We start from the raw sequence: 20,793 nt of genomic DNA, 5'->3' as shown, positions 1-20,793 counted from the left end.
GCGCCCGTTTCATGCGGCGCGGGTGGTGCGCAGCGCAATGGATCAATGAAAGGAATCTCTTATGTCTCACGCTTTGACAAGAATCCCGGCGTACCTGCTGGGCCTTGTGGTGGCGGCACTGGCCGGGCCTGCGCTGGCGCAGGACGCCGATGCCCTGCTGCGCAATGCCGACCGTTACCGCACCGGGGCCGACAACCTGCAGGTGGACACCCTGGTGCAGGCCTATGCGAGCGACGGCACGCTGGACAAGGAGCGCCGCTACACCGTGTTTGCCCAGTCTGACCGGCGCACGCTGGTGCTGATGCAAAGCACCGCTGAACAGGGCCAGAAGGTGCTGATGCTGGGTGATGACTTCTGGCTGCTCATGCCCAGCAGCCAGCGGCCCCTGCGTATCACCCCCATGCAGAAGTTGCTGGGGGATGCCTCCACCGGCGACATCGCCACCATGCGCTGGAGCGGCGATTACAGCGCCACCCTGGTCGGTGTGGAGCCTTGCGTGGATAGCACGGCGTCCACGGCCGCTGCCCCAAGCACCCAGGCCTCCCCGCCCGCAAGCTGCTATCACCTGCAGTTGCAGGCCACGCGCAAGGGCGTGACCTACCAGCGCATTGAGCTGTGGCTGGGCCAGCAGCGCCACGAGCCCGTGCGTGCCCAGCTCTACGTGCAGTCCGACAAGCTGGCCAAGCAAGCGCTGTTCGAGGTGGACAAGGCACTGTCCGGTGTCAGCGCCATGGTGCTGATCGACCAACTGGGCAAGCAGAAGCAGACACGCATCCGCTACCTGGCGCGCAAGGAACGCACGGTGCCGGTGGAGTGGCTCAACCCCATGTTCCTCGCACGCTCGCCGGTGTTGGAGTGACACCCATGGCACGCATGCTTTGCATCCCAGCGCTTGCACTGGCGGCCGTGCTGGAAGTCACCACGCTGCGCCCGGCAATCGCTGGTGAATTCAGCGCCAGCCTGCGTAGCCATGGATTGGCGCGCCAGACGGCGAGCACGGGGCCGCTGGCCCAGGCCCATGCGCGGTACGACGGCATTGCCGCCGATCAACCCAGCGAGGGCGCGGCCCAGTTGCAATTGCAGGGCCGCACGCAGTGGGCGGGCCTGCAGTGGCACGGCGATGTGCTGGCCCAGGCCCGGTGGCCTGCGGGTGGCCCTGGCAGCACGCAGGTGTCCGTGCTGGAGGCCTATGCCGCAGGGCGGGCAGGCGCCTGGGAGTGGACGGCGGGCCGCAAGGTGGTCGGCTGGGACGTGGGCTACGGCTTTCGCCCCAACGACCTGGTGCAGCAGGAGCAGCGCCGCACGCTGGTGAGCCAACCCCTGCAAGGCCGCCCGGTGCTGATGGCCGAACAGTTCGGCGCCGAATCGGCCTGGAGCCTGGTGGCCGTGAACCCCACCACCGGGCGTGATGCCACTGGCGCCGGCGAAAGCGCCCTGGCCGCCCGCTGGTACCAGCGCCTGGGCAGCGCCGACGCCTACGCCTTTGCCCGCTGGGGCCGCCGCACCCAAGGCAGCGTGGGTGCGGCCTGGTCCTGGGTGGCCAGCGATGCGCTGGAGCTGCACGCATCGCTGCGCCACTTGGCGCGCCATGACACCTGGCAGGATGCGTCGGCCTCGGCCGGTGCGCTGGCGAGCGCCAGCCCGTGGCGTGCGCTGACCGCGGGTGCCGCGCAGCAGTTGCTGTTGGGCGGCACCTGGACCAGCGAGCGGCAGGTCAGTGTGCTGCTGGAGGCGTGGCACGACGGCATGGCGCCGTCGCGCGGGCAATGGAAGCGTTGGGCGAATCGCAACGCCGCTTTGCAGCACCTGGGCGCTGTGGGTGCGCCCGCCCTTGCGGTGGCGGCCAACCTGGCCTGGCAAACCCAGGCTTTCAGCGCCAGCCCTTCCCTGCACCGCCAGAACCTGTTCGCCCGCCTGGCCTGGACCACAGGCCCCTGGGAAAGCACGCTCGACATGCTCTACCACCCCGCAGACGGCGGCCGCCTGCTCACCGCCAGCCTGGCCTGGAAGGGCGACCGCCTGCGCCTGGAAGGCGGCCTGCGCGTCAGCGCGGGGCCGGGCACCGCCGTGGTGCGGCAACTGCCAGTGCAGCGCCAGGCGTTTGTGCAGGCGGTATGGGTGTTGGATTGACTACCGCGCTGCCTCGCGCGCGGCTTTCACGGCCTGGCCCAGTTCGATCACGGCCATGGCGTAGTAGCTGGACCAGTTGTAGCGCGTGATGGCATAGAAGTTCTCTGTGCCTGCCACGTAGCTGGGCGGGTTGGTGCCGTTCTGCAGTTCCACCAGGGCCAGGGGGCCGGTGTGGTTGGCGCCGGCCTCGTCGAGCAGGGCGCCCCGCGCCTGCATGCTGGCGGCGCTGAAGGTGGGCAGGATGTCGGGGGCCAGCAGTTCGTCCTGCTGCGTGGGTGTGCCCTCCAGCCGCACGCCAAAATGCGTGGGCATGCCCGGTTGCCAGCCGTGGGCAATGAAGTAGCTGGCCACGGAGCCGATGGCGTCTGCGGCGCTGGCATGCAGGCTCACGTGGCCGTCGCCATCAAAGTCGATGGCGTAGCGCACCCAGCTCGATGGCATGAACTGCGGCAGGCCCATGGCGCCGGCAAAGCTGCCGCGCGGCGCGGTGGGGTCCTGGCCGATGCGCTGCATCAGGCTGAGGAACTGCTCCAGCTCGCGCTGGAAGAAGGCCTGGCGTTCGGCCGCACGTGGGTGCGCATCGGGGAAGTCAAAGGCCAGGGTGGCCAGCGCGTCGATCACGCGGAAGTTGCCCATGTGTTGGCCGTAGATGGTCTCGACCCCCAGGATGCCGACGATGATTTCCTGCGGCACGCCGAATTCCTGCTCGGCACGCTCCAGCGTGCGGGCATGTTCCTGCCAGAAGCGCAGCCCGGCGCGCACGCGCACCGGCTCGATGAAGCGGGCGCGGTAGGCCTGCCAGTTCTTGGCCGTGCCCTTGGCCGGCGGCAGCACCAGGCGTTGCACTGCGGGCAGCAGGCGCGCCTGGCCGATGCTCTGGCGCACCCAGGCCGGGTCCAGGTCGCGGCGCGCGGCCAGGTCGTTGGCAAACTCCATGGCGTCGGCACGGTTGGCGTAGGCCGCATGGGTTGCGGTTTTTGGGTGTTTTTTGGCTTCGGCGCCCGTAGATAAAGCGCAAGTAGCTATAAAAATAGTAGCAATGACAAGGCTGCGGATCATGGTGTGGGGCTTTGGCGCACCGGCCAGCGGATCTGGCGCATGTCGCGCCGCAGCTGGCGCAGGGTGGCGCGCGGGTCGGTGGGGGAGGGGGCGTAGCGCAGGTGTTCCAGGCGCAGCAACCAGTCGGCCACGGCCTGTGCCTGGGGGCCGAAATGTGCCAAGGCCTGTGCCGCCAGGGTGCGTGGCGGCGTGTGCTCGGGCAGGTCGAGTCCGGCGCGGGCCAGGCGGGCGCGGGCCAGGGCCAGCAGGCGCAGCCAGGGGTCGTGCTGCAGGCGTTCCCACAGCGTCCAGGCGGCACCGCCCAGGGCACTGGCGACGATCAGCCCGGCGATCACGGCGGCCAGATCCTGCCAGTCGGGGCTGTCAAAACCCAGTTGGCGCAACAGGTCGTACTGGCGTTCCTGGGTGTAGTTGAGCACCCACTGGTTCCAGCGGTTGTTGGCCGCTTCCCACACGGCGCGCAGGCGCTGCGCTGCATTGGGGCTGAGGACGGTGCCCATGGCGTTGCCCAGCACGCCCTGCGGTGCCTGCAGGCGCTGGAACTGGCCCACGCGCCCCGGCGATACGGCTCCCGTGGGATCGACACGCACCCAGCCCTGGCCTTGCACCCAGACCTCGGCCCAGGCGTGTGCGTCGCTCTGGCGCACGGTCCAGTAGCCATCGACCGGGTTGAGCTCGCCGCCCTGGTAGCCGGTGACGATGCGCGCGGGCACGCCTGCGGCACGCATCAGCACGACGAAGGCCGAGGCAATGTGCTCACAAAAGCCCTGCTTGCGGTCGAACCAGAATTCGTCGGCCGTGTGCTCGCCGTACAGCCCCGGCTCCAGCGTGTAGGTGTAGCCGCCGGTGCGCAGTCGCTGCAGTGCGGCGTTGACGAGGGCCATGGTGCCGCCCTGGGCCAGTTGCGGATCGGCACGCCACTGTGCGGCCAGGGCCAGGGTGCGAGGGTTCATGCCCTGGGGCAGGGTGGTGAAGGTGCGCAGCGCGGGCACGGCCTCCAGGGGGCCGTGGGTGAAGTCCGGGTGGCTCACGGCGCGGTAGCGCTGCAGCTCGTTGATGGGCTGGCGCACCATCCACTGCAGGTCCTGCATCATGTAGGGGCGGCGCGTGCCCAGGGCAGGGGGCTCGGCCGTGGCCTCCAGCACCATCAGCCAGGGGCGAAAGCTGGGCTCCAGGGTGATCTCGTAGCGCAGCGCAGGGCCGCGCACCTGCAGTTGCGCGGGCAGGGTGAAGCGCCTGCGGGCTTCGTCCTCGTCCTCACGCACCGGGTCGGCCAGCCATTCCCGGCCGTCGAAGCTGGTGAGCACCGGGCCACGGAAATAGAGCACCGATTGCGGCGGGCGGTAGCCGGCGTCGTCAAAGCGCAGACGAAAGGCGATGCGGTCGTCCAGCGCCAGTTCGGCGATGTTGCCCACCTTCATCTGGCCCGACAGGCCCGAGCGGCCTGCCATGGTGTCGTTGGGCACGCCCCACAGCGGTGCCATGCGCGGGAAGAACATGAACAACGCCACCATGACCGGCGTGCCCAGCAGCGCCATGGTGGATGCGGTGCGCAGCGACTGCACCAGGGGCGGGCGCCCCACGGGCTGGTGCGCGTTGACCAGCGCCGTCAGCAGGCCCAGCAGGCCCAGCAGCATGGCTGCAGCCGTGGCGAGCGACTGCGAATAGAAGAAGTTGCTGAGCATGGAGAAGAACGCGAGAAAGAAGATCACCATCGCGTCGCGCTGGGCGCGTGCCTCCAATGTCTTGAGTGCCAACAGCAGGATGACGAGGGTGAGCCCCGGATCACGCCCGACGATGGTGCGGTGCGTCAGCAGCGTGCCTGCCACGGCGCACAGCATCAGCAGGTGCATGGTCCAGCGCCCTGGCAGGGGCTTGGCGCGCCAGGCCAGCGTGCCGCGCAGCAGCAGCAACAGGGCCACCGCCACCGAGGTCCAGACCGGCAGCTCGCGCACCAGCGGCGCAATCACCCAGGCGATCACGCACAGCATGAACAAGGTGTCTCGGGCGTCGCGCGGCAGGGCGGCCAGGGTTTGGCGCAGGTTCATGCACTGCCCTTGATGCTATAAAAATAATAGCTGCTTGCGCTTGATGGTATTGCGCTGGAGGTTGTTTTTGCTTTGAATTTCAGCATAAGGCCAGTGCCTCCAGGCAGCGGCGGCGCTGGGCTGCGCCGTTGCCCATGGCAATCTCCTTGCTCGGCAGGCGCAGGCCGTAGTCCAGGCCCAGGCGGTCGGCCTGCAGCACCCAGGCGGTCAGGCGCGAGAGGCGCGTCTCCAAGTCGCCCAGGCCCGTGTGGGCATGGTCCAGCCACAGTTCGTGCCGGTGCGGCTGCTGGGCATCGCGTGCAATCAGCGTGCCGTTGCCGCTGGCAAAGGCCTGGGCGGCTTTCTTCCAGACCACGAGCTTCATGGGGTCGCCGCGGCGGTAGGCGCGCACGCCGTCAAATTCGGTGCGGCCATGGCTGGGCGCACTGCCGGTGCCGCCGCTGCGGGGCTCCCCCGGCGGCAGGGGTGGGGCGCCGGGCTCGGGCGCGGGGTACACCAGCACCTGCGCTGCCGGGCGCCACAGCGCCCAGACCCGGAAGGTGCCCAGCGGGTAGCGTGTTTCGGCTGTCAGCAGGGGTACGGGGTGCAGGCCGCGCTGCGAGGGGGAGAAGGCGATCTGCACCTGGGCGTTGCCCTGCGCGGGCACGTCGGTCCAGGCCCAGTGCCCACTGCCGTGCACGGCCAGGGCGACGGCACGGCGCGGGCTGCGGCGCTCGTTGGCCAGTTGCACGGTGAGTGCCGCACCCTGGCCCAGGAACTGCGGCTCGGGCGGCTGCAGGTGCAGGGTCAGACCGCGCAGTGTGCCGTGGCAAATGTGCATGCCCGCCACGGCGCTGCCGGCCAGCAAGAAGGTGAGCAGGTAGCCCAGGTTGAGCTGGAAGTTGATGGACGCGAGCAGCAGCACCAGCAGCGTGAGCGCCAGCATCCAGCCCGCGCCCGTGGGCAGGATGTACACATTGCGCTGCGTCAGCAGCAGGGTGTCGCTCAGGGGCAGGCGTGCCTGCATCCAGCGCGACACCTGCCGCCGCAGCGCTGCCAGGGGGTTGAGCGCGCGCAGGAACTGGCGCATTCAGGTCAACTGGATGGACGCCACCATGGCGCGCACCTGCTCCACGGCACCGCGCCCGGCGTCGCCCACGGGCACCAGGCGGTGGGCCACGGTCTGCGCGATGATGGCCTGCACGTCGTCGGGCGCCACATAGTCGCGCCCGCTGATCAAGGCTTGCGCCTTGGCCGCACGCACCAGCGCAATGCCGGCGCGTGGCGACAGCCCCTGCAGGAACCAGCGCCCCGAGCGGGTGGCGGTGATCAGATCCTGCACATAGTCCAGCAATGCGGCGCTGGCGTGCACTTCGGTCACGCTGCGTTGCAGCGCCGCCAGCTCGGCAGCAGTCAGCAAGGGCTGCAGGGTGAGGGCCATTTCGCGCCGGTCTTCGCCAGCGAGCAGCTGGCGTTCTGCGGCGCGGTCGGGGTAGCCCAGCGAGATACGCATCAGGAAGCGGTCGAGCTGCGACTCGGGCAGGGCATAGGTGCCCAACTGGTCGTGCGGGTTTTGTGTGGCGATGACGAAGAAGGGCTCGGGCAGGGCACGCGTTTCGCCTTCCACCGACACCTGCTTTTCCTCCATGGCTTCGAGCAGGGCGCTTTGCGTCTTGGGGCTGGCACGGTTGATTTCGTCGGCCAGCAGCACCTGCGCGAACACCGGGCCGGGGTGGAAGACGAAGGACTCCTTGCCGCGCTCGTACACTGACACGCCCACCAGGTCACTGGGCATCAGGTCGGCGGTGAACTGCACGCGGGAAAACCGCAGGCCGAAGGTGTGGGCCAGGGCATGGGCCAGCGTGGTCTTGCCCACGCCGGGCACGTCCTCGATCAGCAGATGACCGCCCGCCAGCAGACAGGCCACACAGTCCCGTACGCTGTCAGTTTTGCCTACGATCACCGTGTTAAGCTGATCCAGTATCGATTGGATTTTGATATGCGCTTGCATGGCGTGAAGTTACCTCAGATTTTCCGGCGGAGAGGCAAGGCGATGGGCAAGACGGGTTATTTTTCTCACCAAGACTGTTGGTTGCACGAAATGGGGCCCGGCCATCCAGAGTGTCCTGGAAGGTTGGATGCCATCGAAGACCGGTTGCTTGTCACCGGTGTTGCCGATGCGCTGGAGCGCTGCGAGGCGCCCCAGGCCTCTTTGGCCGACATTGAACTGGCACACAACCGGTTGCACATTGCCGCCATGCGCGGCCTCACGGATTGGCTGCGCGAGGAGGTGGAGGCCGGTGGCCCGCCCTACACGCAGGTGGATCCGGACACCTCCATGAACCTGCACACCTGGAACGCCGCGCTGCGTGCTGCAGGCGCTGCCATGGCGGCCACGGATGCCGTGCTGGCGGGGGAACTGGAAAATGCCTTTTGCGCGGTGCGCCCGCCTGGCCACCATGCCACGCGCGACAAGGCCATGGGTTTCTGCTTCTTCAACAACGTGGCCGTGGCCGCCAAATACGCGTTGCAGCGCCACAACCTCAACCGTGTGGCGGTGGTGGACTTTGACGTGCACCATGGCAACGGTACCGAGGACATCCTGGCGGGTGACGAGCGTGCGCTGATGGTGAGTTTCTTCCAGCACCCGTTCTATCCCTACAGCGGAGACCAGGCGCCGGCCGCCAACATGGTCAACGTGCCGGTGGCTGCTTACACGCGCGGCATGGATATCCGCGACATTGTCGAGATGATGTGGATCCCCCGGCTGGAGGCGTTCAAGCCCGAGCTCATCTTCATCAGCGCGGGTTTTGATGCCCATCGCGAAGACGACATGGGCCAGTTGGGTCTGACCGAGCAGGACTACACCTGGATCACCCAGCGCATCAAGGACGTGGCGCGCAAGCACTGTCAGGGGCGCATCGTCTCGTGCCTGGAGGGCGGGTACGTCATGGGCCCGTTGGCACGCAGTGTGGAAGCCCATGTGCGTGTTCTGGCCGACATTTGACGACTTCTCCCATGACTGCAAGCCGCAACACAGCTTCTTCCGACCTGGTGCAGGTCGCGCGTGATGCGCGTGGCGTGGCCACGATCACGCTCAATGATCCCGCCCGCTTCAATGCATTGGGCGGGGAAATGCTCGCTGCCTTGCAGGAGGCGATCGATGCACTGGCGCAGGACGAGTCGCTGCGCGTGGTGGTGCTCGCGGCAGCGGGCAAAGCCTTCTGCGCAGGCCACAACCTCAAGGACATGGCCCAGTACCCCGAGCTGGACTGGTACCAGCAGCTTTTTGCGCAGTGCTCGCGCGTCATGCTTTCGCTGCACAAGCTGCCCGTGCCGGTGATTGCGCGTGTGCACGGCATGGCCACGGCGGCAGGATGCCAGTTGGTGGCGCAGTGCGATCTGGCCGTGGCGGCAGACTGCGCCAGCTTTGCCACCAGTGGCATCCACTATGGCCTGTTCTGTTCCACGCCCAGCGTGCCGCTGGTGCGCAACGTGCCTGCCAAGCGCGCCATGGAAATGCTGCTCACAGGCGACTTCATCGATGCCGCCACCGCAAAGCAGGAGGGCTTGGTCAACCGGGTGGTGTCCCTCCAGGCGCTCGATGCGGAGGTGGAGCAGCTCGTGCAGTCCATCCTGGAGAAGCCGCGCGTTGCCGTCGCCATGGGCAAGGCCCTGGTGTATCGCCAGCGCGAGCTGGGTCTGGAGGCTGCCTACCAGCTCGCGGGCCAGACCATGGCCGTCAACATGATGGATGCCGCCGCCCAAGAGGGCGCACGCGCTTTTGCCGAGAAGCGCAAGCCCGATTGGAAGTGCTGATGGCGGGGAAGGTGCATTCGCCCGTGGTGGACGGGTTTGACGCTTGGTTTGCCGCATTCACGAAGCCCACGGTGCTCATTGAGTTGGGCGCCTTGCTGGTTTGTCTGGGGCTGGCGTGGGCGCTGGTCGCCTTGCTCAGGCGTGGGCTCAAGACATCCAACTCCATTCTTTTCGGTCGCAGCGTTGTGGACGGCGCGCTGTTTCCCTTGCTGCTGCTGGCCTTTGGCTACCTGGCCAAGACCCTGCTGCAACAATGGGTGCCATCTGCCGTATGGGTGGTCGTCATTCCGGTGCTGGTGGCGTTGGCGGTCATACGTGTGGGGGTCAAGGTGCTGCAGGTGGCCTTTCCGCAGGCAACTTGGGTCAGACCCGTGGAGCGCAGCATTTCTTGGCTGGTCTGGCTGGCCATGGTGCTGTGGGTGACCGGCTTGCTGCCGCTGGTGTTGCAGGAACTGGAGCAGATCACCTGGAAGGTGGGCGGCTCCACGCTCTCGCTGCGCACGTTGATCGAAGGGGCGCTCACTGCGGGCGTGGTGCTGCTGTTGTCACTCTGGATCTCTGCCGCCATAGAGTCCCGGTTGTTGCGCTCGGCGGTTGGCGGGGATCTGTCCTTGCGCAAGGCCGTCAGCAACGCAACGCGCGCATTGCTGATGTTTGTGGGCTTGATCGTCGGGCTTTCGGCGGTGGGCATCGATCTGACGGCCCTCTCCGTGCTGGGCGGGGCCATCGGTGTGGGCATCGGCTTTGGCCTGCAGAAGCTGGCGGCCAACTATGTGAGCGGCTTCGTCATCCTCGCGGAGCGCAGCTTGCGCATTGGCGACAACGTGCGCGTGGACAACTTCGAGGGCATCGTCACCGACATCAAGACACGCTACACCGTGATTCGCTCGCTGGCGGGCCGCGAGTCCATTGTGCCCAACGAGATGATCATCACCAGCAGGGTGGAAAACCTCTCGCTGGCAGACCCGCGTGTCTGGGCCTCCACGGTGGTCAGTGTCGCTTACGACAGCGACGTGGATCAGGTCATGCGTTTGCTGCTGGAGGCGACGCTGCGTTGCGAGCGTGTGTTGCGCGAGCCGGGTCCCAGTGTGGCGCTCTCGAATTTCGGCGCCGATGGACTGGAATTCACCGTGGGCTACTGGATTGCCGATCCACAGAACGGCCAATTGGGGCTGCGCTCGCAGATCAACGTCGCCATCTTGCAGACTTTGCGCGCGCATCACATTGATATCCCGTATCCGCAGCGTGTGGTGCACGTCACGCAGCCCCTCGCTGCCCCCCACTGAGTGGTGCCAGCCGGGGGCGTCCGGCGGGTGACAAAAATCGCTGGACAAGGGGCGTGGCTGTCCTATAATCTCGAAAAAGCACGATCGTTCGTTTTTATAAATCTACAACCTGACACTGTTCGCCGCCATTTCGTTGCACTGCGGCATAGAATGTCTGGGTTTACGTAACGTCAATTAATCAACCCTAGGAGCCGCAGCAATGAAGGTTTTGGTCCCTGTCAAGCGCGTGGTGGACTACAACGTGAAGGTCCGTGTGAATTCGGACGGCACGGGCGTGGACATCGCCAACGTCAAGATGAGCATGAACCCCTTTGACGAAATCGCCGTCGAAGAGGCCGTGCGCCTGAAGGAAAAAGGCGTGGTGACCGAGGTCATCGCCGTCTCCTGTGGTGTGGACAAGTGCCAGGAAACCCTGCGCACTGCCATGGCCATCGGAGCCGATCGCGGCATCCTGGTCGAGACCGATGCCGAGCTGCAGCCCCTGGCCGTGGCCAAGCTGCTCAAGGCCCTGGTCGATAAAGAGCAGCCCGGCCTGATCATCCTGGGCAAACAAGCCATCGATGACGATTCCAACCAGACCGGCCAGATGCTCGCCGCACTGTGCGACCTGCCCCAGGCCACCTTCGCCTCCAAGGTCGAAGTGGCGGACGGCAAGGCCAGCGTGACGCGCGAAGTCGATGGCGGCCTGGAGACCGTGCAACTGAGCCTGCCCGCCGTGGTCACCACCGACCTGCGCCTGAACGAGCCGCGCTACGTCACCCTGCCCAACATCATGAAGGCCAAGAAGAAGCCGCTCGACACCGTCAAGCCGGCCGACCTGGGCGTGGATGTGGCCCCGCGCATCAAGACCCTGAAAGTGGCTGAGCCGCCCAAGCGCAGCGCCGGCATCAAGGTGCCCGACGTCGCCACGCTGGTGGACAAGCTCAAGAACGAAGCCAAAGTCATCTGAGGCCCGAAGGAGTAATACCCATGACCGCACTCGTCATTGCAGAACACGACAACGCCAGCCTCAAGGGCGCCACGCTCAACACCGTCACCGCAGCCAAGGCCTGCGGCGGCGACGTGCATGTGCTGGTCGCCGGTGAGGGCGCCGCAGCCGCCGCCCAGGCCGCAGCCCAGATCGCCGGTGTGTCCAAGGTGATCCACGCCGACGGCGCCAGCCTCAAGGACGGCCTGGCCGAGAACGTCGCCGCCCAGGTGCTTGCCATCGCTGGCAACTACAGCCACATCCTGTTCCCCGCCACCGCAGGCGGCAAGAACGTGGCGCCGCGCGTGGCCGCCAAGCTCGACGTGGCCCAGATCAGCGAGATCACCAAGGTGGGCAGCGCCGACACCTTCGAGCGCCCCATCTACGCCGGCAACGCCATCGCCACCGTGCAAAGCGCTGACGCCGTCAAGGTCATCACCGTGCGCACCACGGGCTTCGATGCCGCAGCCGCCACGGGTGGCAGCGCCGCCGTGGAATCGGTGGCCGCTGTGGCCGATTCGGGCAAGAGCAGCTTTGCCGGCCGCGAAGTGACCAAGAGCGACCGCCCCGAGCTGACCGCCGCCAAGATCATCGTCTCCGGTGGCCGTGCCCTGGGCAGCGCCGAGAAGTTCAACGAAGTGATGACCCCCCTGGCTGACAAACTGGGCGCGGCCATCGGCGCATCGCGCGCAGCGGTGGACGCTGGCTACGCACCCAACGATCTGCAGGTCGGCCAGACCGGCAAGATCGTGGCGCCGCAGCTTTACATCGCTGCAGGCATCTCGGGCGCTATCCAGCACTTGGCTGGCATGAAGGACTCCAAGGTGATCGTTGCGATCAACAAGGACCCCGAAGCGCCGATCTTCAGCGTGGCCGACTACGGCCTGGAAGCCGACCTGTTCGCGGCCGTGCCGGAACTGGTCAAGGCCTTGTAAGTCCTGCGTCGCCCCCTTGGGCTCCTCTCGGGGCCCAAAGGGCGACGAACGCGGCACGGTGGCTTCTTCGCTCAAGGAGATCACATGGTGACAGGCGTCCCGCACCATTCTGCTTTGGTGCAAGGGCTGGTGAACGATCACCGGCAACTACTGCAAGCTTTCGGGCGGCTCAAGCATTGTGCTGAGGCTGAAGACCCTGGTGCGTTCAAGCATGCCTTGGTCGATTTCAAGGCATTGCTGGTACCACACCTGCTGCAGGAAGCCATCAAGCTGTACACCTTCCTGAGGCAGGAGCTGAAGGCGCAAGGCAACCAGCAGGCGTATCAGATGGTCAACGGCTACAAGGCCGAGATGGGCGGCATCGGGGATGCTGCTGTGCGTTTTGTGGAAACCTACACTGCGACGGCCGACGCAGACATCGATTTTGTCGGGGTGCGTGCTGCACTGGACGACATCGGAAAGCTTCTTGGCGACCGTATCCGTCGCGAAGAGGCAGAACTCTATCCTCTCTACCAATCGCTTCACTAGGCGCGTTTTTGCGCGCGAGAACTATGTCTTATCATGCCCCCATCAAGGATATGCTGTTCAACATGCAGCATCTGGCCCACATCGAACAGGTCGCACAAATCCCAGGCTTTGAGGATGCTGGCCTGGACACCGCCGCCGCGGTGCTCGAAGAGTGCGCCAAGTTCACCGAGGGCGTGCTGGCTCCGCTGAACTTCGAGGGAGACAAGAACCCCTCGTCCTGGAAGGACGGCGTGGTCACGGCGACGCCAGGCTTCAAGGACGCCTTTCACCAGCTCACCGAAGGCGGCTGGCAGGGCCTGCAGCACCCGCAGGACTTCGGTGGCCAGGGCCTGCCCAAAACCATCGGCGCGGCCTGCATGGAGATGCTCAACAGCTCCAACATGAGCTTTGCCCTGTGCCCGCTGCTGACCGATGGCGCCATCGAGGCGCTGCTGACGGCGGGCAGCGACGAACTCAAGGCCATTTACCTGGAGAAACTCATCTCCGGCCAATGGACTGGCACCATGAACCTGACCGAGCCCCAGGCGGGCTCTGATCTGGCACTGGTGCGTACCAAGGCCGATCCGCAGCCTGACGGCACCTACAAGATTTTCGGCACCAAGATTTTCATCACCTGGGGTGAGCACGACATGGCCGAGAACATCGTCCATCTGGTGCTGGCCCGTGTGGCGGGTGCGCCCGAGGGCGTCAAGGGCATCAGTCTGTTCGTGGTGCCCAAATTCATGGTGAACCAGGACGGCAGCCTGGGCGCGCGCAACGACGTGCACTGCGTCAGCATCGAGCACAAGATGGGCATCAAGGCCAGCCCCACGGCCGTGCTGCAGTTTGGCGACCATGGCGGCGCCGTGGGCTACCTGGTGGGCCAGGAAAACCGTGGCCTCGAGTACATGTTCATCATGATGAATGCTGCGCGCTACGGCGTGGGCATCCAGGGCATCGCCATTGCCGAGCGCGCCTACCAGAAGGCCGTGCAGTACGCCCGCGACCGCGTGCAGAGCCGCCCCGTGGACGGCAGCGTGGCTGCCAGCGCCGCCATCATCCACCACCCGGACGTGCGCCGCATGCTCATGACCATGCGCGCCACCACCGAGGCCTGCCGCGCCATGGCCAGCACGGCCGCAGCGGCCTACGACGCTGCGCACCACCACCCTGATGCGCAGGTGCGCAAGGACAACGCCACTTTCTACGAATTCATGGTGCCGCTGGTCAAGGGCTACAGCACCGAAATGAGCCTGGAAGTCGCGAGCCTGGGCGTGCAGGTGCATGGCGGCATGGGCTTCATTGAGGAAACGGGCGCCGCCCAGTACTACCGCGACGCCAAGATCCTGACCATTTACGAAGGCACCACGGCCATCCAGGCCAACGACCTGGTGGGCCGCAAGACCACGCGCGACGGCGGTCAGACGGCCCGAGCCATTGCCGCGCAGATCGAAAAGACCGAAGCGGAGCTGACTGCCAGCGGCACGCCCGCGGCCCAGGCCGTGGCACGCCGCCTGGCGGCCGCACGCAAGGCCTACCTGGACGTGGTGGACTTTGTCTGCAGCAGCGCCAAGGCATCGCCCAACGCCGTGTACGCAGGCAGCGTGCCCTATCTCATGCTGGCAGGCAACTTGGTGGCGGGCTGGCAGATGGGCCGCGCGCTGCTGGTGGCGCAGGAGCTGTTGCAAAAGGGACAGGACGAAGCCTTCATGCGTGCCAAGATCGCCACGGCACAGTTCTATGCCGAGCACATCCTGGTGCGTGCGCAAGGCCTGCGCGACGGGATCGTGGAAGGCGCAGACAGCGTGACTGCGCTGCCACTGGACCTGTTCTGATCGAGCATCCTCGGCGCCAGAGTACCGAGGATGCTATAAAAATAATAGCGTTCAGCGCTTATAAATAGAGCGCTGGGGGCCTATTTGCCAATCAATGGAGACCGCCATGTCCACCTTGCCCCCGGTATTGCAGAAGCCCACGCTTCCCGTCATCGGCTCACCCCTGTTCATCATCAGCAACCCCAAGCTGGTGATCGAGCAGTGCAAGGCAGGCATCGTGGGCTCCATGCCCGCGCTCAATGCGCGCCCGGCCGAACTGCTGGATGAATGGCTGGCCGAGATCACCGAGACCCTGGCCGCCTGGGACAAGGCAAACCCTGACCGGCCTTCGGCGCCCTTCGCGATCAACCAGATCGTGCACAAGAGCAACGACCGGCTGGAGCACGACATGCAGGTCTGCGCCAAGTACAAGGTGCCTATCGTCATCACCAGCCTGGGGGCGCGCGAGGACGTGAACCAGGCGGTGCACGCCTGGGGTGGCATCGTGCTGCACGATGTCATCAACAACAAGTTCGCTCGCAAGGCGGTGGAAAAGGGCGCTGACGGCCTGATTGCCGTGGCTGCGGGTGCCGGTGGCCATGCGGGCACCAAGAGCCCGTTCGCGCTGGTGCAGGAAATCCGCGACTGGTTCGACGGCCCGCTGGCGCTGTCGGGCTCCATCGCCTCGGGCGGTGCCATCCTGGCGGCGCAGGCCATGGGAGCCGATTTCGCCTACATCGGCTCGGCCTTCATTGCCACGCACGAAGCCCGCGCTGCCGACGCCTACAAACAGGCCATTGTCGAGTGCACTTCGGACGACATCATCTACAGCAACCTGTTCACCGGCGTGCACGGCAACTACCTGGCGCCGTCCATCCGCGCCGCCGGGCTGGATCCCGAGCACCTGCCCGAATCCGACCCAAGCAAGATGAACTTTGGTGGGGGCGCGGCCGCCAAGGCCTGGAAGGACATCTGGGGCTGCGGCCAGGGGATTGGCGCGATCCACGAGGTCACCAGCGCGGCCGACCTGGTGGCGCGGCTGCGCCGCGAATACGAAGCTGCGCGTGCGCGGCTGCTGGGACAGTGATGCAAACCGCGGACGGCGGCGCACACGACGCATGAAACTGGCGCGCCCCAGGCCAGGGCTCCCGCGCAAGGGCCGCCAGCATTCCCAGGTGTGGGCGCTGGGAGCGTCCCCCTGCCCGCAGCGCGCAGCGATGCCAGAGCGGGGGGAAGGTGCGAAGCGCCTCAGGAGGGTGTTGTTTCATTCAGTCAGTGGCATGTAAGTGCGGGCGCAGACAGTGTCGGGGCTTTTACCGACCTTCAGGAGACAACCCATGAGCGCGCCCACGAATGCCATTGAATCCAACCTGGTGGAAAACCGGGTGTTTCCGCCTTCCGATGCCGTGGTCAAGGCGGCCCGGATTTCCGGCATGGCCGCCTACGATGCCTTGTGCAACGAGGCCAACACCGACTTCGAGGGCTTCTGGGCCCGCCGTGCCCGCGAAAACCTGCAGTGGACCAAGCCGTTCACGCAGACGCTGGACGAGTCCAATGCCCCCTTCTTCCGTTGGTTTGCCGACGGCGAACTCAACGCCAGCGCCAACTGCCTGGACAGGCACATTGGCACGCCGGTAGAGAACAAGACCGCCATCATTTTTGAAGCCGACGATGGCGCCGTCACCCGTGTCACCTACAAGGAGCTGCTGGCCCGCGTGAGCCAGTTCGCCAACGCGCTGCAGTCCTGTGGTGTGGGCAAGGGCGATCGCGTGCTCATCTACATGCCCATGACCATCGAAGGCGTGGTGGCCATGCAGGCCTGCGCGCGCATCGGCGCCACGCACAGCGTGGTGTTCGGCGGCTTCTCGGCCAAGGCGGTGCAGGAGCGCATCATCGACGCCGGTGCCGTGGCCGTGGTGACCGCCAACTACCAGTTGCGCGGTGGCAAGGAGCTGCCGCTCAAGGGCATCATCGACGAGGCCCTGGCCATGGGCGGGTGCGAGAGCATCCGCAACGTGCTGGTGTACGAGCGCACCAAGACGCCCTGCAACATGGTCGCTGGCCGCGATAAGACCTTTACTGAGGTGCTGGCAGGTCAGAGCACCGAGTGCCCCGCCGTGGCCGTGGAGGCCGAACACCCGCTGTTCATCCTTTACACCTCGGGCTCCACGGGCAAGCCCAAGGGCGTGCAGCACAGCACGGGCGGCTACCTGCTGTGGGCCAAGATGACCATGGACTGGACCTTCGATCTGCGCCCCGACGACGTGTTCTGGTGCACTGCCGACATCGGCTGGATCACCGGCCACACCTATGTGGCCTACGGCCCGCTGGCGGCCGGTGCCACGCAGATCATCTTCGAAGGCATTCCCACGTACCCGAACGCCGGCCGCTTCTGGCAGATGATCGAGCGCCACCAGTGCTCCATCTTCTACACCGCGCCCACGGCGATCCGTTCGCTCATCAAGGCAGCCGACAGCGATGCGGCGGTACACCCCGCGCGCTCCAATCTTTCCAGCCTGCGTATCCTGGGCAGCGTGGGGGAGCCCATCAATCCCGAAGCCTGGATGTGGTACTACAAAAACGTGGGCGGCGAACGCTGCCCGATCGTGGACACCTTCTGGCAGACCGAAACCGGCGGACACGTCATCACCCCACTGCCGGGCGCAACGCCGTTGGTGCCGGGCTCGTGCACGCTGCCGCTGCCGGGCATCACGACCGCCATTGTTGATGAGGCGGGACAGGACATGCCCAATGGTTCGGGTGGCATCCTGGTCATCAAGCGCCCCTGGCCCAGCATGATCCGCACCATCTGGAACGACCCCGAGCGCTTCAAGAAGAGCTACTTCCCGGAAGAACTCAAGGGCTATTACCTGGCTGGTGACGGCGCCGTGCGCAGTGCCGACCGCGGCTACTTCCGCATCACCGGCCGTATCGACGACGTGCTCAACGTCTCGGGCCACCGCATGGGCACCATGGAGATCGAGTCGGCCCTGGTGGCCAAGACCGACCTGGTGGCCGAAGCTGCCGTGGTGGGCCGCCCCGACGACGTGACCGGTGAGGCCATCTGCGCCTTTGTGGTGCTCAAGCGCCCACGTCCCACGGGCGACGAAGCCAAGGAGATCGCCGCTGAGCTGCGCAACTGGGTGGCCAAGGAAATCGGCCCCATTGCCAAGCCCAAGGACATCCGCTTCGGCGACAACCTGCCCAAGACGCGCAGCGGCAAGATCATGCGCCGCCTGTTGCGCTCGATCGCCAAGGGTGAAGCCATCACCCAGGACACCAGCACGTTGGAGAATCCCGCAATTCTGGATCAGTTGGCCCAGACCAACTGATCCAGAAGGGCGCCATGAGGCGCCTGCGCGTAAAAACACAAAGGGTGCCCATGGCACCCTTTGTGTTTTTGCAGAGACCGTCCAAAGAAAAACCGCCGTGCCCGGAGAGGCTGCGGCGGTTTTTCCAAGCGCCTTCCGCCGCAGCGGAGGGCGCTGGAGTGAAGCAGTATTACTTCAGCGACAGAACCCAAGCCACCAGCTTCTTGGCTTCGGCTTCGTTGACCTGGGGGTTGGCGGGCATGGGCACGGGACCCCAAGCACCCTTGGTGCCCTTCATGACCTTGGTAGCCAAAGCATCCGCAGCGGCCTTGTCGCCGGCGTACTTCTTGGCCACGTCCTTGTAGGAAGGACCCACCAGCTTCTTGTCGACAGCGTGGCAGGACATGCAGTTCTTGGACTTGGCCAGCGCTTCGTCGGCCATTGCTGGAGCAGCGACGGACAGGGTCATGGCAAGGGCGATCAGGGTACGCTTCATCATGGGGGTTCCTCTGGTTGGGTTACATTGCTGATAATGGGATTGTAGTGAAGACGGTTGACAACCACAAAACCATACTGACGACATTTGAGGCAAATCATGTACCTGCTCGGCATAGGCATTCTTCTGGCGCTTCTGAAGTACCTCGAAATCGGCCCTGTTGCCCAGTGGTCTTGGTGGGTGGTACTGGTTCCTTTTGGTTTGACCCTGCTGTGGTGGGGCTGGGCCGACTCCACCGGCTACACCAAGCGCAAGGCCATGGAGAAGGTAGAAAAACGCAAACAGGACCGCGTGAACAAGCAGAAGGAAGCCATGGGCATGCGCCCGCGCAAGCCACGTTGAAGTGTCACTGGTCTTGTTGGCCGGGGTCTGGCAGCACTACGAGCCTGCTGGCCCCTGTTGCCTAGGTGTTATTGCAGACACCGATAATGGCGCGGCGCATTGCCGCGTTTTCGTTTTGTATCTCCCCCACGACTGAAGACCTATGCCCGAATACCGTTCCAAAACTTCCACCGCCGGTCGCAACATGGCGGGCGCCCGCGCGCTGTGGCGTGCCACCGGCATGAAGGATGCAGACTTCCAGAAGCCCATCATTGCGGTGGTCAACTCTTTCACGCAGTTTGTGCCTGGGCATGTGCACCTCAAGGACCTGGGGCAGCTCGTGGCGCGCGAGATCGAGGCGGCCGGTGGCGTGGCCAAGGAGTTCAACACCATCGCCGTGGACGACGGCATCGCCATGGGCCACGACGGCATGCTGTATTCGCTGCCCAGCCGCGAGATCATTGCCGACTCGGTCGAGTACATGGTCAACGCCCACTGTGCAGACGCCATGGTGTGCATCTCCAACTGCGACAAGATCACCCCCGGCATGCTGATGGCGGCGATGCGACTGAACATTCCGGTCATCTTTGTCTCGGGTGGCCCCATGGAAGCCGGCAAGGCCAAGCTGGCGGTGCCCGGTGAGGCCACGCTGCAGTTCAAGAAGCTGGACCTGATCGACGCCATGGTGATGGCCGCCGACGACAAGGCCAGCGATGCCGACGTGGCCGAGGTGGAGCGCAGCGCCTGCCCGACCTGCGGCTCGTGCTCCGGCATGTTCACTGCCAACTCCATGAACTGTCTGACCGAGGCGCTGGGCCTGTCCCTGCCAGGCAACGGCACCACCTTGGCCACCCATGCGGACCGCGAGCAGCTCTTCCAGCGCGCGGGTCGGCGCATCGTGGAGTTGGCACGCCAGTACTACGAGCAGGGGGACGAGCGCATCCTGCCGCGCTCGGTGGGGTTCAAGGCGTTTGAAAACGCCATCACGCTGGACATCGCCATGGGCGGTTCCACGAACACCATCCTGCACCTGCTGGCCATTGCGCAAGAGGCTGAAATTCCCTTCGGCATGGCCGATATCGACCGCCTGTCGCGCACCGTGCCGCAACTGTGCAAGGTGGCACCCAACACCGACAAGTACCACATTGAAGATGTGCACCGCGCGGGCGGCATCATGGCCATCCTGGGCGAACTGGAGCGTGCGGGCAAGCTGCACACCGATGTGCCCACTGTGCACGCGCCCACGCTGGGCGATGCCCTGGCCCAGTGGGACATTATTCGCACGCAGGACGAGGCCGTGCACCTGTTCTACCGCGCCGGGCCTGGGGGCATTCCCACCCAGGTGGCCTTCAGCCAGAACAGCCGCTGGCCCAGCCTGGACCTGGACCGTGCCCACGGTTGCATCCGCTCCTACGAGCACGCCTTCAGCAAGGAAGGCGGCCTCGCCGTGCTGACTGGCAACATCGCGCGCGATGGCTGCGTGGTCAAGACGGCAGGCGTGGACGAATCCATTCTCGTGTTCGAAGGCCCAGCCCACGTGGTTGAGTCGCAGGACGATGCGGTGGAGCATATCCTGGCCGACCAGGTGAAGGCGGGCGATGTGGTGATCGTGCGCTACGAAGGCCCCAAGGGTGGCCCCGGCATGCAGGAAATGCTCTATCCCACCTCGTACATCAAGTCCAAAGGCCTGGGCAAGGTGTGCGCGCTGCTGACCGATGGCCGCTTCTCGGGCGGTACCTCGGGCCTGTCCATCGGCCACTGCTCGCCCGAAGCCGCTGCAGGCGGCGCCATCGGCCTGGTACAGAACGGCGACCGTATCCGCATCGACATTCCCAACCGTCGTATCGACGTGCTCGTCAGCGATGAGGAACTGGCCCGCCGCCGCGCCGAGCAGGATGCCAAGGGCTGGAAGCCCGCGCAGCCCCGCAAGCGCAAGGTCTCGGCCGCCCTCAAGGCCTATGCCAAGCTGGTGATGTCGGCCGACAAGGGCGCGGTGCGCGATCTGTCTTTGCTGGATTGATGGATGCACGGCGCTCAGGCGCCGTGCATCCAAGAATCCGCCCGCCGCGGACAGGGTGATCTTGCTATTTTTTTGATAGCTGCTGGCGCTTTATTCGTAAG

Annotated in this window: 17 protein-coding genes and 1 pseudogene; 13 read left to right on the top strand and 5 right to left on the bottom strand. The window is 65.6% G+C overall.

Features of this window, described 5'->3' with window-relative positions:
* Positions 1 to 61 precede the first annotated feature (61 nt).
* Both GWK50_RS11970 and GWK50_RS11965 read left to right on the top strand, forming a co-directional pair.
* Entirely contained in the window at positions 62 to 859 is a 798-nt protein-coding gene (locus GWK50_RS11970; RefSeq protein ID WP_162016722.1) for an outer membrane lipoprotein-sorting protein, read from the top strand.
* Between the two features lie 5 nt (positions 860 to 864).
* The gene (locus GWK50_RS11965; protein ID WP_162016721.1) at positions 865 to 2,130 is read left to right on the top strand and encodes a hypothetical protein; all 1,266 of its coding nucleotides are present in this window, start codon (positions 865 to 867) and stop codon (positions 2,128 to 2,130) included.
* Here GWK50_RS11965 and mltB read toward each other — a convergent pair whose 3' ends face one another.
* From mltB to GWK50_RS11945, 4 genes and pseudogenes are all read right to left on the bottom strand, one after another.
* Positions 2,131 to 3,189, bottom strand: coding sequence for a lytic murein transglycosylase B (gene mltB / locus GWK50_RS11960; RefSeq protein ID WP_162016720.1), 1,059 nt, complete (start codon positions 3,187 to 3,189; stop codon positions 2,131 to 2,133).
* Positions 3,186 to 5,323, bottom strand: a pseudogene (locus GWK50_RS11955) (DUF3488 and transglutaminase-like domain-containing protein). The gene mltB and the pseudogene GWK50_RS11955 overlap by 4 nt, the downstream one beginning before the upstream one ends.
* Complete coding sequence (locus tag GWK50_RS11950; protein WP_162016718.1) at positions 5,317 to 6,306, bottom strand: DUF58 domain-containing protein; 990 nt, start codon at positions 6,304 to 6,306, stop codon at positions 5,317 to 5,319. Before GWK50_RS11950 ends, GWK50_RS11955 begins: the two are co-directional and overlap by 7 nt.
* Entirely contained in the window at positions 6,307 to 7,227 is a 921-nt protein-coding gene (locus GWK50_RS11945; protein WP_162016717.1) for an AAA family ATPase, read from the bottom strand. It abuts the gene before it with no gap.
* A gap of 42 nt (positions 7,228 to 7,269) precedes the next feature.
* Between GWK50_RS11945 and GWK50_RS11940 the strand changes: the two genes are divergently transcribed.
* From GWK50_RS11940 to acs, 9 genes are all read left to right on the top strand, one after another.
* Positions 7,270 to 8,223, top strand: a complete 954-nt coding sequence (locus tag GWK50_RS11940; protein WP_162016716.1) for a histone deacetylase family protein — start codon at positions 7,270 to 7,272, stop codon at positions 8,221 to 8,223.
* A gap of 11 nt (positions 8,224 to 8,234) precedes the next feature.
* Positions 8,235 to 9,035 carry an enoyl-CoA hydratase gene (locus tag GWK50_RS11935; protein WP_162016715.1) on the top strand — a complete coding sequence of 267 codons (801 nt, stop codon included), beginning with the start codon at positions 8,235 to 8,237 and terminating at the stop codon, positions 9,033 to 9,035.
* Positions 9,035 to 10,321 carry a mechanosensitive ion channel domain-containing protein gene (locus GWK50_RS11930; RefSeq protein WP_162016714.1) on the top strand — a complete coding sequence of 429 codons (1,287 nt, stop codon included), beginning with the start codon at positions 9,035 to 9,037 and terminating at the stop codon, positions 10,319 to 10,321. The genes GWK50_RS11935 and GWK50_RS11930 overlap by 1 nt, the downstream gene beginning before the upstream one ends.
* A 199-nt stretch (positions 10,322 to 10,520) precedes the next feature.
* Entirely contained in the window at positions 10,521 to 11,270 is a 750-nt protein-coding gene (locus GWK50_RS11925) for an electron transfer flavoprotein subunit beta/FixA family protein (RefSeq protein ID WP_162016713.1), read from the top strand.
* Between the two features lie 20 nt (positions 11,271 to 11,290).
* Entirely contained in the window at positions 11,291 to 12,223 is a 933-nt protein-coding gene (locus GWK50_RS11920; protein WP_162016712.1) for an FAD-binding protein, read from the top strand.
* An 84-nt stretch (positions 12,224 to 12,307) separates the two neighbouring features.
* Positions 12,308 to 12,751 (top strand): hemerythrin domain-containing protein, encoded by a 444-nt coding sequence (locus GWK50_RS11915; RefSeq protein ID WP_162016711.1) that lies wholly within the window; start codon positions 12,308 to 12,310, stop codon positions 12,749 to 12,751.
* Positions 12,752 to 12,774: 23 nt separating this feature from the next.
* On the top strand, positions 12,775 to 14,565 hold the full coding sequence (locus GWK50_RS11910) for an acyl-CoA dehydrogenase (protein WP_162016710.1): 1,791 nt from the start codon (positions 12,775 to 12,777) through the stop codon (positions 14,563 to 14,565).
* Between the two features lie 106 nt (positions 14,566 to 14,671).
* On the top strand, positions 14,672 to 15,631 hold the full coding sequence (locus GWK50_RS11905) for a nitronate monooxygenase family protein (RefSeq protein ID WP_162016709.1): 960 nt from the start codon (positions 14,672 to 14,674) through the stop codon (positions 15,629 to 15,631).
* 250 nt (positions 15,632 to 15,881) lie between these two features.
* Positions 15,882 to 17,876, top strand: coding sequence for an acetate--CoA ligase (gene acs, locus GWK50_RS11900; protein WP_162016708.1), 1,995 nt, complete (start codon positions 15,882 to 15,884; stop codon positions 17,874 to 17,876).
* Positions 17,877 to 18,045: 169 nt separating this feature from the next.
* On the opposite strand, the gene GWK50_RS11895 is transcribed toward acs, so the two are convergent.
* Positions 18,046 to 18,351, bottom strand: a complete 306-nt coding sequence (locus GWK50_RS11895) for a c-type cytochrome (RefSeq protein ID WP_162018099.1) — start codon at positions 18,349 to 18,351, stop codon at positions 18,046 to 18,048.
* Between the two features lie 99 nt (positions 18,352 to 18,450).
* Between GWK50_RS11895 and GWK50_RS11890 the strand changes: the two genes are divergently transcribed.
* Together GWK50_RS11890 and ilvD are read left to right on the top strand one after the other, a co-directional pair.
* Positions 18,451 to 18,693 (top strand): TIGR04438 family Trp-rich protein, encoded by a 243-nt coding sequence (locus GWK50_RS11890; protein ID WP_162016707.1) that lies wholly within the window; start codon positions 18,451 to 18,453, stop codon positions 18,691 to 18,693.
* Positions 18,694 to 18,835: 142 nt separating this feature from the next.
* Complete coding sequence (ilvD, locus tag GWK50_RS11885) at positions 18,836 to 20,692, top strand: dihydroxy-acid dehydratase (protein ID WP_162016706.1); 1,857 nt, start codon at positions 18,836 to 18,838, stop codon at positions 20,690 to 20,692.
* The last annotated feature ends 101 nt before the right edge of the window (positions 20,693 to 20,793 follow it).

It is taken from the genome of Acidovorax sp. 210-6, from assembly GCF_010020825.1.
Classification (GTDB): domain Bacteria; phylum Pseudomonadota; class Gammaproteobacteria; order Burkholderiales; family Burkholderiaceae_C; genus Simplicispira; species Simplicispira sedimenti.
Note: the sequence above shows the minus strand (reverse complement) of the source record. Positions and strands in the feature narration are given on the sequence as shown.

Coding starts and splice junctions, on each gene's coding strand:
- GWK50_RS11970 (WP_162016722.1), top strand. CDS start 62: ATGTCTCACGCTTTGACAAGAATCCCGGCGTACCTGCTGGGCCTTGTG.
- GWK50_RS11965 (WP_162016721.1), top strand. CDS start 865: ATGGCACGCATGCTTTGCATCCCAGCGCTTGCACTGGCGGCCGTGCTG.
- mltB (WP_162016720.1), bottom strand. CDS start 3,189: ATGATCCGCAGCCTTGTCATTGCTACTATTTTTATAGCTACTTGCGCT.
- GWK50_RS11950 (WP_162016718.1), bottom strand. CDS start 6,306: ATGCGCCAGTTCCTGCGCGCGCTCAACCCCCTGGCAGCGCTGCGGCGG.
- GWK50_RS11945 (WP_162016717.1), bottom strand. CDS start 7,227: ATGCAAGCGCATATCAAAATCCAATCGATACTGGATCAGCTTAACACG.
- GWK50_RS11940 (WP_162016716.1), top strand. CDS start 7,270: ATGGGCAAGACGGGTTATTTTTCTCACCAAGACTGTTGGTTGCACGAA.
- GWK50_RS11935 (WP_162016715.1), top strand. CDS start 8,235: ATGACTGCAAGCCGCAACACAGCTTCTTCCGACCTGGTGCAGGTCGCG.
- GWK50_RS11930 (WP_162016714.1), top strand. CDS start 9,035: ATGGCGGGGAAGGTGCATTCGCCCGTGGTGGACGGGTTTGACGCTTGG.
- GWK50_RS11925 (WP_162016713.1), top strand. CDS start 10,521: ATGAAGGTTTTGGTCCCTGTCAAGCGCGTGGTGGACTACAACGTGAAG.
- GWK50_RS11920 (WP_162016712.1), top strand. CDS start 11,291: ATGACCGCACTCGTCATTGCAGAACACGACAACGCCAGCCTCAAGGGC.
- GWK50_RS11915 (WP_162016711.1), top strand. CDS start 12,308: ATGGTGACAGGCGTCCCGCACCATTCTGCTTTGGTGCAAGGGCTGGTG.
- GWK50_RS11910 (WP_162016710.1), top strand. CDS start 12,775: ATGTCTTATCATGCCCCCATCAAGGATATGCTGTTCAACATGCAGCAT.
- GWK50_RS11905 (WP_162016709.1), top strand. CDS start 14,672: ATGTCCACCTTGCCCCCGGTATTGCAGAAGCCCACGCTTCCCGTCATC.
- acs (WP_162016708.1), top strand. CDS start 15,882: ATGAGCGCGCCCACGAATGCCATTGAATCCAACCTGGTGGAAAACCGG.
- GWK50_RS11895 (WP_162018099.1), bottom strand. CDS start 18,351: ATGAAGCGTACCCTGATCGCCCTTGCCATGACCCTGTCCGTCGCTGCT.
- GWK50_RS11890 (WP_162016707.1), top strand. CDS start 18,451: ATGTACCTGCTCGGCATAGGCATTCTTCTGGCGCTTCTGAAGTACCTC.
- ilvD (WP_162016706.1), top strand. CDS start 18,836: ATGCCCGAATACCGTTCCAAAACTTCCACCGCCGGTCGCAACATGGCG.